Genomic DNA, 16076 nt, shown 5'->3' with positions numbered 1-16076 from the left:
GCCGCTTGTGGTTCCCCGCCGGAGCCGGTTGTGGCGCCCCCCGCCGGTTCCCGGTCGAAGACTCGCCACGTGCCGTCCATCATGAGGTGGGAATGTAGGGTGAGGGGCTCGGCCCCGGATTTCAGCTCGGCCGCATCGGGGGCCTGGGAGAGTCGGATGAGGATGTGCTTCCCCCGCGGCACCACGGCCACGACCGTGCGCCCGGACACGTCCGATGTGGCGAGTGAGGGCACCCGGAAGTTCGAGCTCACGATCACGGACCCCTCCAGCGCCTCGCGCAGCATCTTGCACTGGCGGTAGACGGAATCACCTTCAGGCACCTGGGCCTCCTAGGTAGGGTGGGGTGTTCAGTGTCGAACGGGAGTGGGCTCGGCGGCAGTTCGCAGCTGTGGCGTCAGTGCCACCGTCGCAGCATTGCGGCGACATCATGGAGATCGGCTCGGCCACTCGCCGTGGCCTCCAGCAACCCCACATCGCGCAATGGGCCGACTCCGAGATCGTTGATCACCACGAGTAGGTCCTCGGTCGTGAGGTACCGCGTCACCGCCCGAGCCGGTCCAACACATCGGCATAGCGTGCACGTGCACGCGCCGACGCTTCGGTCACCTGCCGCTCGTGACCTCTCCGGGCCGCAACTTCGTGGATGGCTCGGATCGTGGCTTCCTGACGGCTGATGCCGTCCGCTTCGGCCAGGGCGGCGAGAGCGAGTTCGTCGTCCTCGGTCAGCCGCAAAGTCATCGCCATGCCCCTCAAGGTATCAAAGTGGTATCAGCCGGACCTGCCCCCGCCCACGGGAGCCCGCATCCGCACGCTGCGCGGGGTCTGGTAGAAGCCGCCCGCCAGCAGACCGTCCCGGACCGCGGTCACGAGGTCCTCGGAGGAGAGCACCGAGTCGCCGTTGACCTTCTCGACCACGAGCGAGTCCATGGCCCTGCGCTGCACGAGCTCGGCCACGGCCTCCGCCGCGAGGCGCAGCAGGGCCGGGTCTGACACGAACGCGAGCGCGGTCTTCCCGCCACGTTCCAGGTAGAGGATCAGCGCCCCGTCCACGAGCACCACCACGGCACCGGCCTTGCGCCCCGGGCGGTGCTTGGTGCTGGATTCGAGAGCCACCGCTTCCGGCCAGTCCAGCGCGGCACCGTAGGGGTTGGCGGGGTCCGTGGCCGCGAGGGCGAGGACGCGGGGTTCGGCCTTGCGAGCGGCGTCGTCGTCCGTGAAACTGCGCAGCACGTCAACCGTCGCGGGTTGCGTGAACTGGGCGGCGCCGAGGCCATCGATGAAGTACCCGCGCCGCGCGCGGCCCGCGTCCTCGAGGGCGCGCAGGACCTTGTAGACGGTGGAGAACCCGCCGGGGACGTCCTCCACCGCCACGGGACCGCGCGTGAGGATGCCGTAGCGGTCCAGCAACAGCTCCGCTTGGGCCTGCGCCCGCACGGTGGGGTTGAGCGGTTCGGGGCGCAGCACGGACCAGCGCCCGGCCGTGACACGGTCCTCACCGCCCCCCGCGGCGCGAACGACGCGAGCGCCGTCGCCGGACGCGGACGCCGCCGGATCCACACCGCCGGGGCCGCGGGACGCGGCCCGCAACCGCGCGGCGCCGCGCCGCCCGGCCGTACGGGAACGGCCCGGGCGCTTGGGCGTCTTGTGCGCGGAGTGCCCGCCCGAGACGAGTGCGCGCACCGGGGCGTAGGTGTCATTGGTGATGAGCCCCGCCCACAGCAGGTTCCACAGCGCAGTGCGCAGCTGGGCCATGTCCACGGACACGCCCGCCTCGGCGAGCGGCTGGATGAGCTGCCACGCGAAGTACGCCCCACCGGCCCGCAGCACGGCGAGCAGTTCACGTTCCAGCGTGGAGTCCAGGGCCTCGGCGGCGGCCTCGAGCTGCGGCACGGGCGGCAGGGACAGCTCCGCGGACTCGGCCAGGTGGAACGCGACCCACCCGTCCTCACCGCCCAGGGACCCCGCGCCCGAGAAGAGCACCTCGCCCGCGGCCATGAGCTCGTCCAGCATCGCGGGCCGGTAGTCCACCACGCGCTGCGCGAGCACGAGCGGTTCCCACGCGGACGCGGGCACGGGCACCCCGGCCAACTGGTCGATCACCGTGAGCACCCCGTCCAACCCGCGCAACTGGTGCCCCGGGACGGCGTGCTGCCACGCGGGCAGGAAGGTGGCGTATACCTGCGGGTCCACGGGTTCCACGTCCGCGCGCAGGGCGGCCAGGGAACGGCGGCGCAGGGTCCGCAGCACCTCCACGTCGCACCATTCCGACTTCGACGCCGCGGGGTCCCCACTCGGGCGGAACGCCCCCTCGCTCACGCGCCGCTGCTTGGCGAGCGAGCGCAGCGCGGTCTCGACCACGGCGGGCCCCAGGCTCAGGGCCTGCGCGGCCTCCGCCACGCTGAACGGACCGTGGGTGCGCGCGTACCGGGACACGAGGTCCCCCACGGGATCCGCGACCGGTTCCAGGAACGCCAGGGGCACACCCATGGGCAAGGGCTGGCCCAGGGCGTCCCGCATCCGCGCGGCGTCCTCCACCGCGCAGTAGACCTCGCGCCCGCCCACGCGCAGGACGATCGCCCGGTTCGTGGACACCAGGGCGTCCAGCAGCTCGCGGGCGGCGTCCGCGCTGATGGGTTGGTACTCGGGGGCCACGTCCTCGGCCGCGTCGACATCCTCGGTGTCGTCGGTTTCCGGGGCATCGGGGGTCTCCGGCGCGCTCTGCGCGGGGGGCGACGCCGCTGCGGTGCCTTCCGCGCGCAAGCGCACTGCGGCGTCGTCGGCCGTCATGGGACCGAGCAGGCGCAGGAGGTCCGCCGCGCCCTCCACGCCGCGCAACCGACGGTCCGGCGCGAGGCGCTGCAACTGCAGGACCGTGGTCTCGATGACCTCGAGATCCAGCAGCTCGCGCAGCTCGGCGCGACCGAGCAGCTCGTTGAGCAGGGAGGGGTCCAGAGACAGGGCCGCGGCCTTGCGCTCGGCCAGGGGCGAATCGCCCTCATACAGGAACTGGGCCACGTACCCGAACAGCAGGGTGCGCGCGAAGGGGGAGGGGGTGTCCGTGGTGGTCTCGACCATGCGCAGTTTGCGCCCGGCCAGATCGCGCTGCAATTGCAGCAGCGCGGGGACGTCGTACACGTCCTGCAGGCATTCGCGCACGGTCTCGAGGATCACCGGGAACTGCGGGTACTTGCGGGCTACGTCCAGCAACTGGGCGGAGCGCTGACGCTGCTGCCACAGGGGCGTGCGCTTACCGGGATCCGCCCGCGGCAGCAGCAGGGCACGCGCGGCGTTCTCCCGGAACCGGGACGCGAACAGCGCCGAGCCGCCCACCTCCTCGGTTACGGTGCGCTCGAGCTCGTCCGGGTCGAAGAGGAACAGCTCCGCCCCGGGCGGTTCCTCGTCCGTGGCGGGGACGCGCAGCACGATGCCGTCGTCCGCGGCCTGGACACTGGCATCCAGACCCCAGCGCTCGTCCAACCGGGCGCGCACCGCGAGCGCCCACGGGCCGTGCACGGGGGTGCCGAACGGGCTGTGCAACACCACGCGCCAGTCCCCGAGTTCGTCCCGGAACCGCTCGACCACGAGCGTGCGATCGTCCGGGACGTGTTCCGTGGCCTCCCGCTGTTCGGAGAGGTAGGCCATGAGGTTGTCCCGGGCCCATTCGTCCAAGCCGGAGGCGGCCAGGCGCTCGCGTGCCTCGGTGTCCTGGGCACCGGCGAGTTCACGGGTGAACCGACCCGTGGCACGGCCCAGCTCCACGGGCCGGCCCAGACCGTCCCCGTGCCAGAACGGGAGCTTGCCGGGCACGCCCGGGGCCGGGGCCACGACCACCCGGTTGTGCGTGATCTCCTCGATGCGCCAACTCGAGGCACCCAGGGCGATGATGTCCCCCACGCGGGACTCGTAGACCATCTCCTCGTCCAGCTCACCCACGCGCTTGGGGGACTTGCTGTCCTGCTCGCCCACGAGGAACACGGGAAACAGACCACGGTCCGGGATGGTGCCACCGCTCGTGACTGCGAGCCGCAGGGCACCGGGGCGGGCCTGCAGGGTCCCGGTCTCGCGGTCCCACACCAGCCGGGGCCGCAACTGGGCGAACTCGTCGGAGGGGTACCGCCCGGCGAGCAGGTCCAGCACGGCGTCGTACGCGGAGCGCGGCAGCGAACGGAACGGGGCGCTGCGGCGCAGGGTGTCGTACCAGCTCTCCACGTCCACGTCCTCCGCGGCAACCGCCGAGACCGTCTGCTGGGCCAGAATGTCCAGGGGGTTGGTGGGCACGGACAGCGGTTCCAGGTGCCCCGCGAGCATCTGCTCAGCGATCACCGCTGCGTCCCGCACGTCCCCGCGGTGCTTGGGGTAGATCCGCCCGATCGAGACCTCGCCCACCTGGTGGCCCGCGCGGCCCACGCGCTGCAAACCGGACGCCGCCGAAGGCGGGGACTCAATCTGGATCACCAGGTCCACGTGGCCCATGTCGATCCCGAGCTCCAGGGAGGAGGTGGCCACCACGCACCGCAACCGCCCGGTCTTCAGGTCCTCCTCGATCAGACCGCGCTGGTCCTTGGACACCGAGCCGTGGTGGGCGCGCGCGAGCACCGGGGACGCGCCCTCGTGGCGGTTGTGCTGGCGGGGGATGTCCGCGGGGGCGGAGTCGCGGGCCCGAGAAGTGCTGACCGCGCCCTCGCTGCGCGCGGCGTCGTCGGCCTGCGCGGCGGCGCCGTCCAGGAGGTCGGAGAGCGCATCACCCAGCGCCACGGGATCGCCACCGTCCAAATCCGTGGGGCTCTCTTCCGTGGCGTTGGCGAGCCGGAACTCGTGGATCTCGTTGAGTCGCGCAGTGAGTTTCTCCGAGAGGCCACGCGAGTTCGCGAACACGATTGTGGAACGGTGCGCCTCCACGAGGTCCACGATCCGTTCCTCCACGTGGGGCCAGATGGACGCGGTGGCCTGGTAGTCGGACGCCTCCAGGTTGCCGTCCAGGTCCCCGGACGACGGCGACGCCGCCGCCCCGCCCAACACGGTCATGTCCGGGATGGGCACGGACACCGTGAGGTCCCAGTCCTTCTCGGACGGCGGGCGCACCACGTCCACGGGCTGGGAGCCGCCCAGGAACCCGGCCACGGTGTCCACGGGTTCCACGGTCGCGGAGAGCCCAATCCGTTGCGCGGGACGTTCCAGGAGGTCGTCGAGGCGTTCGAGGCTCACCGCCAGGTGCGCCCCGCGTTTGGTCCCGGCCACCGCGTGCACCTCGTCGATGATCACGGTGTTCACGTGGCGCAGGGTCTCCCGCGCCTTGGACGTGAGCATGAGGTACAGCGATTCCGGGGTCGTGATGAGCACGTCCGGGGGATGCGCCAACAGGGCGCGGCGGATCGCCTGCGGGGTGTCACCTGAGCGCACACCCACCGAGATCTCCGGGGGCTCCCCGCCGGCGGCCTTGGCGGCCTGGGTGATCCCGATCAGCGGTGCGCGCAGGTTGCGTTCCACGTCCACGCCCAGGGCCTTGAGCGGGGAGATGTAGAGCACCGAGGTGCGGTCCTCCGCGTCGTCGGACCCGTCCGCCTTCTTGTCGGTCAGCAAGCGGTCGATCGACCACAGGAACGCCGCGAGCGTCTTACCGGAACCGGTGGGGGCCACCACGAGAGCGTGGCGGCCCGCCGAGATGGCCTCCCACGCGCCGCGCTGGGCCGCCGTGGGCCCGCTGAACGCGGCGTCGAACCACTGCGCGGTCGCGGGGGAGAAAAGGTTCAGGACGGGGTCAGGACCCAAAACCCTTGACCTGCAACTGGGAGACCTTGGGGTTGCCGCACGCCTGACCCGAGTAGGGCACCACGAGCGACTCGTAGCTGTCCGGCGGGTACACGCGCACGCCCGCGGCCTGGTGCGGGTTGCACACCTGACCGATCACACCGGGCTGGGTGATCCGCACCCCGGCGCTCGCGGACGCGCCGGGCTGTAGGGTCACGGTGCCCGCACCCGAGGCGTCCCGGGAGGCCGGCGCACCCACGGGAGCACCGTTCGCGTCCACGAAGGACACACCCGGGTAGCCGCTCAGGGTGCACGGTGCGGAGCCGTTGTTGGTGAGCGTGAGGGACGCAATGACCGAACCCGCCGCACCCTGCTGCGGCGTGAGCGATCCGGAGAGCTGCCCGGCACTGCACGTGCCGCCGGCGCGCTGGGCATCCGCCTTCGCCTGGTCGAACGGGCTCGCAGTGGGCATGCCCAGTTCGGGAGCGGACGCGAGGCGATCGGGCTCGGCGGACGGCTGCGCCGACTCCGCGGCCTGCCCCTCCTGTCCACCGGACGCCGCGGCGTTTGTGGCTTCCGTGGCCTCGGCGCTCGCGGACGGGCTCGCGGACCGGCTGGCCGACGGGCTCGGGGACATGGACGAGGCGCTCGGGGACGCCGTGGCGCTCGCGGAGACGGAGGCGCCGGCGGGTGCGGTGTTCTGCTCCTCGGACGAGGCGCCGTCCGAGGAACCGCAGGCCGAGAGGACCATGAGAGCGCTCAGCGCGGTGGCCGCGAGCAACGGACGGGTGGCGGTGTGGGTGCCCCGGGGGGCGGGCAAGTGACTCCTCATGGCAACAGTGTGCTACTTTTCCGCGCGTAATGCGGCATACATCACCTGTGCCAGGTGGACTCCTTCCGCGTCGGTGCCCTGGGCGATCTGCGTGCGGCACGAGAAACCGTCCGCGAGCACGATCGAACCGGGCCCCGCGGCACGGATCGCGGGGAACAGGTTGCGTTCCCCGAGGGTCTGGGAGATCTCGTGGTGACCTGGTTCGAAGCCCCAGTTCCCGGCGAGACCGCAGCAGCCACCGCCCACCACGGCGGCGTCCACCCCGAGCTTCTCGAGCACGCGTAGTTCCGGCGTGAAGTCGCCCTGGGCCTTCTCGTGGCAGTGCACCTGGCACACCGCGGTGCCCGGTCCCGCGTGGGTCTCGAGCGTGTCGAACGGCCAGTCCCCGCCGTCCTCGGCGTGGCGCGCACTGAACTCACCGAGCGTCACCGTGAGGGCCCGGACCTTGTGGGCGCGCGGGTCATCCGGGAGCAGCTCGGTGATGTCGTGCTGGAGCATCACCGTGCAAGACGGTTCCAGCCCGATGATCGGGTAGCCAGCCTCGAGCAGCGGCTCCATCACGTCCAGGGTCTGCAGCAGGGTCCGGCGGGTCATGTCCAACTGCCCGGTGGAGTGCCACGTGAGTCCGCAGCACACGTTTCCCATGGGCATGAGCACGCGGTAGCCCATGGCCTCTAGCACCGCCACGGCGGCCTTGCCGGGCCCGTCCGCGGAGAAGTTCGTGAACGTGTCCGGCCACAGCACCACGGACGGTTTCTCCGCCGACGACGCCGCGCGGCCGCCTCCGCGCGCCACCGCGCCCTGTGGGGTGCGGGTCTTGAACCACGACGTGAGCGGGGTGTCGTTGAAGCGGATCATCCGCCGCTTCGGTTCGATGCCGCCGAGCTTCTTGGTCAGTTCCTCGATGGGACGGAAGCGTTCCAGGAAGTTCACCGCGCGCAGCGAACCGGGGACCCTGGTCACGAGCTTCATGAGCCACGGCATCCACCCCATGGTCAGGTGCGCCATGGGCCGGCGGTCCTTGCCGACGAACGAGCCCAGGCCCTGGCGGAAGTGGTGGTGCAAGAACTCGGCCTTGTAGGTGGCCATGTCCACGTTCACGGGGCACTCCGTGGCGCACGCCTTGCACGAGAGGCACAGGTCCAGGGCCTCGTAGGTCTCCTTGGACTTCCACCCGTCCGTGATGTGCTCGCCGCGCAGCATCTCGGCGAGGGACCGCATGCGCCCGCGGGTCGAGTGCACCTCGTCGTGGGTCGCGTGGAAGGACGGGCACATGGCACCCGAGTCCGAGCGGCATGCGCCCACGCCCACGCAGCGGTTGATGGCCTGGCCGAACGAGCCGTCGTCCGCGGAGAACGCGTGGACCGGGGTCAGCTCGAACGTGCGCGCGCCGGGACCCGGGCGGATGCCCCGGTCGAGGGGTTCGGGATCCACCACGACCCCGGGGTTGAACAAATTGTCGGGATCGAAGATCCGCTTGAATCGGGCGAAGGCGCCGCGTGCCTCGTCGGAGTAGATGGTACTGAGCAGCTCCGAGCGGGCACGGCCGTCCCCGTGCTCCCCGGAGACCGAGCCGCCGTAGCGGTGCACGAGTTCCGCGGCCCGCTCGATGAACCGGCGGTAGTGGGCCACGCCCTCGTCCGTGTTGAAATCGAAGGAGATCCGAATGTGCACACAGCCCTCGCCGAAGTGGCCGAACGGGATACCGCGCAGGTCCATCTCGTCCAGCAGCGCGTAGAGGTCCTTGAGGTAGGCGCCCAGGTGCTGCGGGGGCACGGCGGAGTCCTCCCACCCGGGCCACGCCTCGCCGCCGTCCGGCAAGCGGGTCACGATCCCCGCACCGGCCTCGCGGATGCGCCACAGGGCGCGGGCCTCGGCGGGGTCGCCCACGACCACGGAATCCACCACGGTCTCCTCGACGAGTCCCGGCAGTGCCCGGGCGGCCTCGAACGCGGCCTCCTGGGTGTCCGCGCCCACCTCGCAGTAGAGCCAGCCGCCGCCCTCCGGGAGCTCACGGCCCGCGTTCTCCTGACCGGGGCGGGTGCGCAGGGCGTCCAGCAGGTCCGAGCCCATGCCCTCGATCGTGGTGACGCCCCGGACGCGGAACTTCGGGGCCGCGGTGGCCGCCGCGATCGCGTCCGTGAAACCCAGTACCGCGAGCGCTGTGAAGCGCGGCTTGGCCACGAGTTTCACGGTGAGCCGGGTGATGATCCCGCACGTGCCCTCGGTCCCGGCGAACGCCTTGGCCACGTCGAAACCGTTCTCGCTCAACAGGTAGTGCAGTCCGTACCCAGAGACCTGGCGGGGGAACTGGCCCAGTTCGGTGCGCAGCATGGCCAGGTGTCGGTCCCGCAACTGGGTGAGCTGGGAATCCAGTGCGGCGTCCGAGGTGCCGCCCGCGTCCAGGGTGACCTCGCGCCCGTCGGCGAGCATGACCGTGAGCGAGACGAGGTTCTGCGCACTCGTACCCCACGCGACCGAGTGGGAACCGCACGCGTTGTTGGCGACCATCCCGCCCACGGTGGCCCGCGAATGCGTGGAGGGGTCCGGTCCGTAGGTCAGGCCGAACTCGCTCGCGGCGTCCCGCAACTGATCGCAGATCACACCGGGTTCGATCGTGGCGGTGCGGACGTGCGGATCGATCTCCAGGATGCGGTTGAAGTACCGGGAGGTGTCGATGACCAACCCGTCACCGATCGCATTGCCCGCCACGGAGGTGCCACCACCGCGGGAGATCACAGGCCAGCCGTTCTCCCGGGCCGTGGCCAACAGCTCACGGATCTCCTCGACCGAGCGCGGTTCCGCGACCGCCGCCGGCAGCCGGCGATAGATCGAGGCGTCCGAGACGTAAGCGGCGCGTGTGGTGAGGTCATCCCGGAGAGCAGTCATGCTCTAACTTTCACCCACGCGGCGCCGCGCTACCAACTCGTGTCGCCGGTCATGAGGCCGCCGGTGACGACACCGCCGGGCCGGGGCGGCGGTGTCGTGCTGCCACCGCGTCAGCGGCGGACGATCACCACTCGGGGGCGATCGTGATCTCCGCGCCCGCGAGGTCCTCGGACCACTCCACCTGGCACGTGAGCCGGGAGTTGTCGTGGCGGGTGTCGTCCAGCATCTCCAGGAGGTCCTCCTCCTCCTCGTTGGTCCCGCCCGTCTTCACGAACGTGTCCTGGTCCAGGTACGAGTGGCACGTGGAGCACGAGGCGTTGCCGCCGCACGTGGCGAGGATCGGGAACTTGTGGCGGGTGAGGCACTCCATGAGCGTCTCGTAGTCCTTCCACTCGACGCCCTCGGTGCGCTCGCCCTCGCGGTTGGTCACATTGATCAGGATGCTGCTCACGCGGCTGGACCTCCTGGGGTTCTACCCCGTCCGGATGTTGCGGATTACTGGGAACTAGCGGCCATTCTATGATCGGGCGTCAACTCCGGGGACATCGCGTGGCGAAGTGTGATGAGACCCGCACCCGCCCGGCCCCTGCTCAACCCCCGGCGGAGCCGGGCGGTTCCGGCCCACCCAAGTCCTGGCGGGCCACCGGCTTCTCAGCTCGCCCGGCGCAGGGTCAGCGCCTGGGCCACCCGACCGATCGGACCGCGCTCGTCGAACAGCTCCGAATGAGTCAGGCCCACGCCGTCCCCGCCGAACTCCACCCGGGTGTCGAGTCCCACCCACGAGGACACCGGGGCGCGGAACATGTGGATGCTCAGGTCCACATTGGGGAACGCCCACGGTCCGATCTCCGCGCGCGGAGCGATCCCGTTGGCGGCGTCGACCGAGCTGATGAACCGGGCGGTGGGGGAGGACTCCTCGCCCTCGACCACCGACTTGGTGATCCGCAGCCAGCCCGCGCCGTTGCCGGGTCGGGGCCGCCGGGCGGTACGTGCCTCGACGGAGCTGATGAACCCGCCGCCCCACGCCTCGGACATATTGACCGGCTCGCACTGCTCCACGGGGGTCAGGGGCTCGATCTCCCCGCCGGCCACGTCCTGGGTGTCCGAGGTCTTCAGCCGCCACAGGCTCAACCGGATGCAGTCCCGCCCACCGGCGCTCATGGTCGCCTCGACCAACTCGATGGTTCTGCCCGGGCGCAGCACGCGCGTGTGCACCTCGATCTCACCACCGGGGATGACCCCCAGAATGTCGAAGGAGAAACGCACCGGCAGCACGTCCTCCCGCGGGTGGTTGCGTTCGATCTCGTGTACCAGCAGGCCGGACGACGCCGCCATGTGCTGTTCCAGGGGGCTCCACGCTCCCTGCGTGTACACCGTGGTGCGGAAACCGTGATCGCTCGTGCGCACGTAGTGGGCGTCCGGGACGTCCTCGCCGTTGGCGCCCAGGTGCCCGGAAGCTCCTTCGGTACTCATGCGTGCTCCTGCCTGTCCTGACCGCGGGCGGGGCCGCGTCCGGTTCCTGGAACATGGCCGCCCGCGGTGCGAGTGTGTGCCGGAATACACCCTAGGGGAGCGTCGCGGGAACACCTATCGGACTTGCGACGCGTGCCGGGCAGGACGAGTTGCCCGCCCACCCGCGGGCTCACGACCCGCGCACCCGCCCGGCAACCGCCCGCCCGGCCCTCCCAGCGGGTGGCTGCTCCCGTGGAGTAAAAGCAGAATCCGGGCACCCCGAGCTGCTTCTACTCCACTGGGAATTCGGAGCCGGTAGATGCGAGCGCCGGGGCCGAGAGTGGCGGCGTCGTCAGGGCAGCGCGAGCCGGCACACCTTGCGCCACGCCTGGAAGACCTGCCGGGGCAGGGGGCCGGAGGTGTAGCGGATGCCGTACTTACGGCAGATCTCCCGCACGCGGGGTGCGATGCGCGCCAGGTGGTTGGACGGCATGTCCGGAAAGAGGTGGTGTTCGATCTGGAAGGAGAGGTGCCCACTCGTGAAGTGCATGAGGCGTGAACCGTCGATGTTCGCCGAGCCCATGGCCTGGCGGCGGTACCAGTGCCCCCGAGTCTCGTCGCGCACGTCCTCCTCCGTGAAGGTCTCCGCGCCGTCCGGGAAGTGGCCGCAGAAGATGACCGTGTGCGCCCAGACGTTGCGGATCACGTTCGCCGCCAGGAACCCCTTAAGCGACGCCTTCCCCGAACCCGTGAGGGACGCCAGCAGCGGAGAGACCACGAAGTCCTTGGCGGACTGGCGGCCCAGCTTCTTCATCACGCGCTTGAAGTCCTCGAACGTGGCCCGCCCGGACTTCTTGCCGGCCAGGAACTGGTCCAGTTCGATGTCGTAGATCGCGATGCCCCACTCGAATGCCGGTGCCAGGCCCAGGTTGATCACCGGGTTCAGCAGGTTCACGGGCTTCCATGGCTGATCGGGGTCCATGCGCAGCACGTTGTACCCCACGTCCCGATCCTTGCCGAGCACGTTGGTCCACGTGTGGTGCGTCTCGTTGTGGGTGCGCTGCCAGCCCGCCGACGGCGCCACGAAGTCCCACTCCCACGTGGTCGAGTGGATCTCCTTGTCGTTCATCCAGTCCCACTGCCCGTGGAGCACGTTGTGGCCGATCTCCATGTTATTCAGGATCTTGCCCACACTCAGGCACCCCACACCGGCCCACCACAGGGGTTTGTGACGGGAGAAGAGCAGACAGGCCCGCCCCGTCATCTCCAGGCTGCGCTGCAGTACCACCACGCGGCGGATGTACTGGGCGTCGGACTGGCCGCGGCGGGAGAAGACCTCGTCCCGCACGGCGTCGAAATCGGCCGCGAGTTCCGCGAGCTCGGCCTCCGTGAGGCGCAGCGGATCGCGGCGTGGGGAGCGGGTCGGGTCACGCACGTCTGGACGGGACCGGGTTCACGGTGCAGCTCACCGGTGCGGATGTTGGTCACGGCCCCGTCCGTCAAGGGAACCAGACAACTGTGGCAGATGCCCATACGGCATCCGTGGGGCAGCTGGTGTTGCGCGCGTTCGGCGGCCTCCAGGACGGTTTCGTCCGGGCCCACCCCCAGGGTCATCTCGGAACGGGTGAACCAAACTTCCCCGCGTTGGCCGCCGCTGAACTGCCTGGTGACATCGAAGCGTTCCACCACGGGGGGGGCCGCCGTGGCTGCGCGAGAGGTCCTCCACGGCGCTGACGAACGAGTCCGGGCCGCTCGCGTACGTCACCCGGTCCGCGTGATCGGGACACAGCTCGGCCAGGGCATCGGCGTCGGAGGCGTCGAGGCGGCCGCGTTCCTCGGTGAACCAGAAGACCGGCCGCAGACCCGGGAACTGGTCCGCGAGTTCCAGGATCTCGTCGTGGAAGATGCACGACTCCCGGCTCCGGGACACGTAGACCAGCACGACGTCGTGGTCCGGCCTGCGCGGCATGAGGGTCCGCAGCATGGACATCACCGGGGTGATCCCGGAACCGGCCACCATGAACAGCAATTCTGTGGGGGTGTCCGGGAGCAGGAACTGTCCTTCGGGGCGTTCCAGGTAGAGCACGTTGCCCGGGGCGGTGCGCTCAACGAGGTGTTCGGACACCAGGCCCTGCGCTTTGACGGTGATCGACGGGTCACCGTGTTCGGGGGCGCTGATGGAGTACGGACGCCAGATCCGCTTCCCGTCCACTTCCACGCCGATCCGCGCCCACTGCCCCGCCCGGTGCGGGATCCACCCCTCACCCGCGGTGAAGAACAGGGTCACGGTGTCGGGGGTCTCGCGCCGCACGTGCGTGATGCGGCCTCGTGTGTAATGTGCGCTCGTCAGGGAGCCGAAGACCTGCGCGAAGGACCGTGGGTCCTGGGGGTAGCTCAGGATTCCAGCGGCTGCACGAAAGAATCCCTTGATCCCGGGGTGGCCCATACCCCAGTTCTACCTATTAGTAAGTAAACGTGCAATATGCGTCCAGCATGTGGGCGCCCCCTGCACCCCTCTGCTTTTACTGAGTAGAAGCAGCATCCGAGCACCCCGAGCTGCTTTTGCTCCACTAGATATTCGAGGAGGGCGGATGTGGCGCGGAGCTGGCGTGATCTGGACAACACCCCCGCATTTGGGCACTGTGGCTACTACGCGCGCGGACCCGGGGAGCGCCGTCGTCCCCGGATCCGCGCCGACTCCGAGGACCCGACCATGAGGGGAACCCCGCCATGACCGATCCCGCACCACATACGCCGCCATCCACCGAGGACGAACCGCAGGGCGAGGCCCGCGCCGACACCGTGGGGGCTCTGCTGCAACGGGCCGTGTCGCGCAACGGCGGTGCCACCGCGTTGCTCTTCCAGGACCGGTGCTGGTCGTACCGGGAGCTGGGGGACGCGGTCCGGCGGGTCGCGCGCCGCCTGGCCGATGCGGGCCTGACCCCGGGGACGCGCGTCGCGGCGTTCGGCGTGAACTCGGACGTCTACGCGATCCTGTACCTCGCGTGCGCCCAAGCGGGGCTCGTGCACGTCCCCGTCAACTTCGCGCTGAAAGGGGACGAGCTCGCGTACGTCCTCGAGGACTCCGGGGCCACCACGGTGATTGCCGATCCCGAACTGTTGCCGCTCGTGGCGCAGGTCCGGGACTCCGGGAGAGCACGCGCCGTCGAACGCGTCCTGCCCATGCTGCCCGGCGGCGAGGACGACGACACCTCGCTTCAGGAGACCGCGTTCGATCCCCGGGCCAACGACGCTGCCGTCCGGGTGACGGTGCGCGGCCACGATCTGCTGCAGCTGCTTTACACCTCCGGCACCACGTCCGCGCCCAAGGGCGCCATGATGACGCACGCCGCTCTGTTGGCCGAGTACACGTCCGCGATCATCGCGCTGGACCTGACCGCGCAGGACCGTCCGCTCGTGGCCATGCCGCTCTACCACTCGGCGGGCATGCACGTGTTCCTGCTGCCCTACCTCGCTCTGGGGGCGGCGGTGCGATTGACCCGGAAACCGGATATCGCCGAGATCCTGCAGCTGGTCGAGGAGGAGCACGTGGGTTCGCTGTTCCTGGCGCCCACCGTATGGGTGCCGCTGAGCAATCACCCCGACCTCGAGACTCGGGACCTGTCGTCGTTGCGCAAGGCGCAGTACGGCGCGTCCATCATGCCCGTCACGGTGCTGCAACGGTTGCGCTCCCGCTATCCGGGCATCGGGTTCTACAACTGCTTCGGGCAGTCGGAACTCGGGCCCCTGTGCACCGTCCTGACACCCGCCGAGCACGACGCCCGTCCGGCGTCGTGTGGGCGTCCCGCGTTCAACGTGGAGGCGCGGGTGGTCACGTCCGAGGGTCGGGTCGCTCAACACGGGGAGCCAGGGGAGATCCAGTACCGCTCCCCGCAGCTGCTGACCGGCTACTGGAACAAGCCAGAGGCCACGGCGGACGCGTTCGTGGACGGCTGGTTCCGTTCCGGGGACCAGGTGGTGCAGGACGAACAGGGGTACATTCAGGTGGTGGACCGGATCAAGGACGTGATCAACACCGGGGGTGTCCTGGTGGCTCCTCGCGAGATCGAGGACTGCATCTACGAGCTGCCCGACGTCGCCGAGGTCGCGGTGGTGGGGCTCCCGGACGAACGGTGGATCGAGGCCGTCACGGCGGTGATCGTCCCCAAGGAGGGATCGGAGCTCACCGCGGAGTCGGTGCGCTCCCATGTGAAGGCCCGCCTGGCCGATTACAAGGTGCCCAAGCGTGTGGACTTCGTCGCGGAGCTGCCCCGCAACCAGTCCGGCAAGTTGCTCAAGCGCGAACTGCGGGCGGAACGGACGAGCCCGGTATGAGGCAGGGGGACACCGTGGAACACCCCGATGCCGTCCGGGTGGAGCACAGAGCCGGCGTGGTGCGGATCGTGTGGGACCGCGCGGCCACCGGCAACGCCGTGGACCTGGACCTCGCGCGCGAGACACTGTCCGCCCTGCGACGGGCGGAAGCCGATCCCACCGTCCACGTGCTGACCCTCACGGGTTCGGGGCGGTTCTTCAGCGCGGGCGGTGACGTCAAGGGCATGGCCGGTCGTCCGGCCACCGAGCGTCCCGGGTTCCTGCGGGAACTCGCCTCCGCGGCCCGGGATCTGGCCCTGGCCATGGTGCGCTCGCGGCTGCTCATCATCGCCGGGGTCAATGGCACGGCGGCCGGGGCCGGACTGGGGCTGATCCTCAACTCCGACTGGGCGCTCATCCGGGAGGACGCCACCGTGCTCGCCGCCTACGCCGCGATCGGCCTGACGCCGGACACCGGTGTGTCCTATCTGCTGCCCCGCGCAGTGGGTCATCAACGTTCGGTGGAACTGACCCTCTGGGGTCGCCGGCTCACCGGGATGGAAGCGGTCGAGTGGGGGATTGCCGCTGAATCCGTTTCGGCGGAGGAGTTCGCCGAGCGATTGACGGAGGTGGAGGACCGTTTCGTCGCGGGAACCGCCGGTTCCTACGGGTCCACGAAGCGCTTGCTGCGCCGCGGCGTCGTCGCGGAGTACGAGACCCACCTGGCGGAGGAGATCAGCGTGATCGCCGAGCGCTCCGGGACTCCGGAGTCCGTGGCCCTCGTGGACGGCTTCGCGGGCCGGGGGTGAACCGGCTCCGGTCATGAACGAGGCCCCTGTTC

At 70.2% G+C, this 16076-nt stretch carries 9 protein-coding genes and 3 pseudogenes; 2 read left to right on the top strand and 10 right to left on the bottom strand.

Going from position 1 to position 16076, the window contains the following annotated elements; genetic code table 11:
- Positions 1–107: 107 nt before the first annotated feature.
- The 10 genes and pseudogenes from IE157_RS12785 to IE157_RS12775 form a co-directional block, all read right to left on the bottom strand.
- Positions 108–284 (bottom strand): annotated as a pseudogene (locus IE157_RS12785) (DNA-formamidopyrimidine glycosylase family protein); the annotation flags it as partial.
- Positions 285–540: 256 nt separating this feature from the next.
- Positions 541–744, bottom strand: a complete 204-nt coding sequence (locus IE157_RS02905) for a hypothetical protein (RefSeq protein ID WP_064846562.1) — start codon at positions 742–744, stop codon at positions 541–543.
- A 24-nt stretch (positions 745–768) separates the two neighbouring features.
- Positions 769–5769 carry an Lhr family ATP-dependent helicase gene (locus IE157_RS02900; protein WP_193519050.1) on the bottom strand — a complete coding sequence of 1667 codons (5001 nt, stop codon included), beginning with the start codon at positions 5767–5769 and terminating at the stop codon, positions 769–771.
- Complete coding sequence (locus tag IE157_RS02895; protein WP_193519049.1) at positions 5759–6580, bottom strand: DUF4232 domain-containing protein; 822 nt, start codon at positions 6578–6580, stop codon at positions 5759–5761. Before IE157_RS02895 ends, IE157_RS02900 begins: the two co-directional genes overlap by 11 nt.
- A 12-nt stretch (positions 6581–6592) precedes the next feature.
- Positions 6593–9469, bottom strand: coding sequence for an FAD-binding and (Fe-S)-binding domain-containing protein (locus tag IE157_RS02890; protein WP_193519048.1), 2877 nt, complete (start codon positions 9467–9469; stop codon positions 6593–6595).
- 124 nt (positions 9470–9593) lie between these two features.
- Complete coding sequence (locus tag IE157_RS02885; protein ID WP_085106094.1) at positions 9594–9920, bottom strand: 2Fe-2S iron-sulfur cluster-binding protein; 327 nt, start codon at positions 9918–9920, stop codon at positions 9594–9596.
- A gap of 200 nt (positions 9921–10120) precedes the next feature.
- Positions 10121–10942: a thioesterase family protein gene (locus IE157_RS02880; protein WP_193519047.1), complete on the bottom strand. Its 822-nt coding sequence runs from the start codon at positions 10940–10942 to the stop codon at positions 10121–10123.
- 331 nt (positions 10943–11273) lie between these two features.
- Positions 11274–12356, bottom strand: a complete 1083-nt coding sequence (locus IE157_RS02875) for a fatty acid desaturase family protein (RefSeq protein ID WP_193519046.1) — start codon at positions 12354–12356, stop codon at positions 11274–11276.
- A 44-nt stretch (positions 12357–12400) separates the two neighbouring features.
- A pseudogene (locus tag IE157_RS12780) lies at positions 12401–12535 on the bottom strand (2Fe-2S iron-sulfur cluster-binding protein); the annotation flags it as partial.
- 169 nt (positions 12536–12704) lie between these two features.
- A pseudogene (locus IE157_RS12775) lies at positions 12705–13367 on the bottom strand (FAD-binding oxidoreductase); the annotation flags it as partial.
- 284 nt (positions 13368–13651) lie between these two features.
- Between IE157_RS12775 and IE157_RS02865 the strand changes: the two are divergent.
- Positions 13652–15256, top strand: a complete 1605-nt coding sequence (locus IE157_RS02865) for a fatty acyl-CoA synthetase (RefSeq protein ID WP_193519045.1) — start codon at positions 13652–13654, stop codon at positions 15254–15256.
- A complete protein-coding gene (locus IE157_RS02860) occupies positions 15253–16044 on the top strand; it encodes an enoyl-CoA hydratase/isomerase family protein (protein WP_193519044.1) in 792 nt (263 codons plus the stop codon). The genes IE157_RS02865 and IE157_RS02860 overlap by 4 nt, the downstream gene beginning before the upstream one ends.
- Positions 16045–16076: the final 32 nt, after the last annotated feature.

It is taken from the genome of Kocuria marina (assembly GCA_014652975.1).
Classification (GTDB): domain Bacteria; phylum Actinomycetota; class Actinomycetes; order Actinomycetales; family Micrococcaceae; genus Kocuria; species Kocuria marina.
The sequence above is the reverse complement of the archived record's forward strand: the minus strand, read 5'-3'. Positions and strand labels throughout refer to the sequence as shown.

Coding starts and splice junctions, on each gene's coding strand:
- IE157_RS02905 (WP_064846562.1), bottom strand. CDS start 744: ATGGCGATGACTTTGCGGCTGACCGAGGACGACGAACTCGCTCTCGCC.
- IE157_RS02895 (WP_193519049.1), bottom strand. CDS start 6,580: ATGAGGAGTCACTTGCCCGCCCCCCGGGGCACCCACACCGCCACCCGT.
- IE157_RS02890 (WP_193519048.1), bottom strand. CDS start 9,469: ATGACTGCTCTCCGGGATGACCTCACCACACGCGCCGCTTACGTCTCG.
- IE157_RS02880 (WP_193519047.1), bottom strand. CDS start 10,942: ATGAGTACCGAAGGAGCTTCCGGGCACCTGGGCGCCAACGGCGAGGAC.
- IE157_RS02865 (WP_193519045.1), top strand. CDS start 13,652: ATGACCGATCCCGCACCACATACGCCGCCATCCACCGAGGACGAACCG.
- IE157_RS02860 (WP_193519044.1), top strand. CDS start 15,253: ATGAGGCAGGGGGACACCGTGGAACACCCCGATGCCGTCCGGGTGGAG.